Annotated in this window: 4 protein-coding genes; 2 read left to right on the forward strand and 2 right to left on the reverse strand. The window is 53.4% G+C overall.

The features are described 5' to 3' along the window. Positions 1-67 precede the first annotated feature (67 nt). Together GTN70_01415 and GTN70_01420 are read right to left on the reverse strand one after the other, a co-directional pair. Positions 68-937 carry a cytochrome c gene (locus GTN70_01415; protein NIO15656.1) on the reverse strand — a complete coding sequence of 290 codons (870 nt, stop codon included), beginning with the start codon at positions 935-937 and terminating at the stop codon, positions 68-70. A gap of 199 nt (positions 938-1,136) precedes the next feature. Beyond that, positions 1,137-1,766 (reverse strand): TetR family transcriptional regulator, encoded by a 630-nt coding sequence (locus GTN70_01420; protein ID NIO15657.1) that lies wholly within the window; start codon positions 1,764-1,766, stop codon positions 1,137-1,139. Between the two features lie 248 nt (positions 1,767-2,014). Here GTN70_01420 and GTN70_01425 point away from each other — a divergent pair, with 248 nt between their 5' ends. Further along, positions 2,015-2,344 (forward strand): hypothetical protein, encoded by a 330-nt coding sequence (locus tag GTN70_01425; protein NIO15658.1) that lies wholly within the window; start codon positions 2,015-2,017, stop codon positions 2,342-2,344. A gap of 12 nt (positions 2,345-2,356) precedes the next feature. Then, positions 2,357-2,521, forward strand: a complete 165-nt coding sequence (locus tag GTN70_01430; protein NIO15659.1) for a hypothetical protein — start codon at positions 2,357-2,359, stop codon at positions 2,519-2,521. Positions 2,522-2,547: the final 26 nt, after the last annotated feature.

The raw sequence follows: 2,547 nt of genomic DNA on the forward strand, positions 1-2,547 counted from the left end.
TGGGAACTGACCCCGGAGTATGCACCTTTTCCTGCCCAAGTTATTGGTGACAGGGCGGAAAATGATTTCATTGCCTCCTCATTTTGGCGAGTGCGGCAGGGACGTGCACCAGGTGGCACTTCGAGCAACTCTCCCTTCCCACCCCCTGGATCAGGGCATTCACCGCCTCGGGGTCGATCTTCGTGCTCTGGAGGGCCTTCTCCAGCTTCCCGATGAGGTTATCTATGTCCTGATCGATATAATACCTGCTCTCCCCGTCGTGACAATTCTGGCAGGATCCCTTTAACGCCTGGAATCTCTCTTTGAACCCCTGAAACTGCGCGCGGGCATTTTCGCTCTGTCCCTGCCTGAGGTTTACGCTGATTCCCGCCATGTTGGTGGCGAGGTACTTTTTGAAGTGAGAGTAGTCGGTCGTCTCCCGGGTCAGCGGATCGTTCACGCTGATTTCGCGGAAGTCGCCCCAGCGGTACTTCTGCTGCACGCGGGCCATTGTTTCTACGTGGCATTCGTGACAGGTCTTGCCTACCTCACCGAAGGCTTTCATTATCTCCGCCCGGTCTTTCGTTTTCAGCACCGCGCCGAGTTTTTCCACCGGTTCTACCGCATAGAACCCCTTCCATTCCGGTATCATTTTTGCCGCCTCGAGATACTGTGACCTGAACTCCGCGAAGTTGTCCCCGGCCCCCTTCAGGTCGTTTTCCATAACATCGACGACGATCCCGGAAAAGGACGTGTCCAGCTTCAACATGTTCAGCAGGTAGGCCTGTTTCCCGGCGACGGGCGGATAGAACTTGTCCAGGGAGTCCGGAATGGGGACCTCCCTGTGAACCTCTGCGGTCTGGACCTTGGGTTGGTTGGATACGAGCCCGGAGGCCACGTTCATTACCGCTACGACCAGCACTACAACGGAAAATAAAATTGCAACAATGGTACGCATGTCATCCTCCTTGCCATTCCATGAATTAACCCTGCGTTAATCCATTCATGAGAGTAGTAATAGTGTACTGTACAGTACAGTACACTACATGTCAACTATTTTTTTGCGGGGGGACAAAAAAATTAAAGTCCTCATGTGTGGGCTTGAAACGCGGTGTGGGCGGACGGCTGCGGAGTTGTCCGTGGAACGGGCGAAACGGCTATCTCCCGAAGCCTGCGAGAAAAACGTCTACGGCCTCCTTCACGATATCCCGCAGCTCAGAATCCGGGGGAGGGTCTGCGCCGATCGACATGGTTATGTTATCTTTGAAGGCTATCATTCCGAGGAAAAACAGGGCGGCCCTCGTCGGGTTGCCTACCTGCAATCTTCCCGCAGCGTTCTCCCTTTTCAGATATTCGGCAAAGCCTTCGAATGTCGTCCTGGGACCGGATTCGTACCACATTCTCGCTGCATCGGGCAGTACGACGGAGTTGGATATCGCAAGTCTGTACTGATTGATGGCATTGGCCGAGAGAATGAGCTTGCCTAAACGAAAACCGATGTGGTTGAGCGCCTCCCGGGGAGTCTGATACGTGGAAAATGGGATGTCGATCTCCTGAAGCATATCGTCGGCAAGTGATTCCACCACAGCTTTCAGAATACCCTCCTTGTTTCCGAAGAACTTGTACGGGGAAGACTTCGACCCGCCGGCCACGCTGATGATCTCATCCATGGTTACCGCAGCGTAGCCCTTCTCTGTGAAGAGAGACATTGCCGCCTCCATGATCGCTTTGCGCCTTTTTTTCCCTGCCGGGCTCAATGGTTTTTGATCGCCCTTTTCTTGTGACAACGGGTTAACCTCCTCACCTGTTTTATACTGTACCGTACAGTACTAAAAATCTCTTGTCAACTCCTAACCAACATCGGGGTCAGTTCCCATTTCCTCACATTTATCGCCTTTTCACCCATCCGACCTGAGGATATGGGAACTGACCCTCCGTCCCTTCCCGGGAAAATTTACGCGTTGTATCCTTTTCCGACTGGAATCCGTCTGCACAACCAAAAGGGAAAAATACCAATGGAAAGCAGGAGGGAGTCATGAGACATGTACGGGCGGTCCTCATAACAATCCTCGTCGTTGCGCTCTCTGCAACCCTGGTCTTCGCGGAACCGCCGAAGGACCCCGCTAAGGGAGAGGTTGAGGGGATATCGGGTGTGTCCAGCAAAGTCAGGATTTTCGGGAAAGACGACTGTCCCTTTACGGTGCGCGCCCTCGAGGAGTACGAGAAAAACGGCTACGATGTGGAGTACATTGACGTCACCAGGGGTCAATCGATGAAAGAAGAAATGATTAGGATCTCCGGGGGCAAACTGGTGCCTGTAATCGTCGAGGGCGAAGAGGTAAATATCGGCTACGGTGGTACCTGAGGCATCTAGATCATGTTGCAGTTTGCAACACGACTGCTTATTGCCGAGGGAACGAAGGCCGATCTCGATTCCATCCACGAGCAAGTCCGGGAAAAGGGGGAAAGCGTCTACGTGAGAACCTTCGGGGTCAGTTCCCACTTTCTCACATTTTTTCGCCTCCCCATCCGTTCGATATGAGGATATGGGAACTGACCCCCCGCTCT

This window comes from Deltaproteobacteria bacterium (genome assembly GCA_011773515.1).
Classification (GTDB): domain Bacteria; phylum Desulfobacterota; class Deferrimicrobia; order J040; family J040; genus WVXK01.

What these genes read in the sequence shown, in the direction of transcription:
- GTN70_01415 (NIO15656.1), bottom strand. Translation starts at nt 937, where the DNA reads ATGCGTACCATTGTTGCAATTTTATTTTCCGTTGTAGTGCTGGTCGTA.
- GTN70_01425 (NIO15658.1), top strand. Translation starts at nt 2,015, where the DNA reads ATGAGACATGTACGGGCGGTCCTCATAACAATCCTCGTCGTTGCGCTC.
- GTN70_01430 (NIO15659.1), top strand. Translation starts at nt 2,357, where the DNA reads ATGTTGCAGTTTGCAACACGACTGCTTATTGCCGAGGGAACGAAGGCC.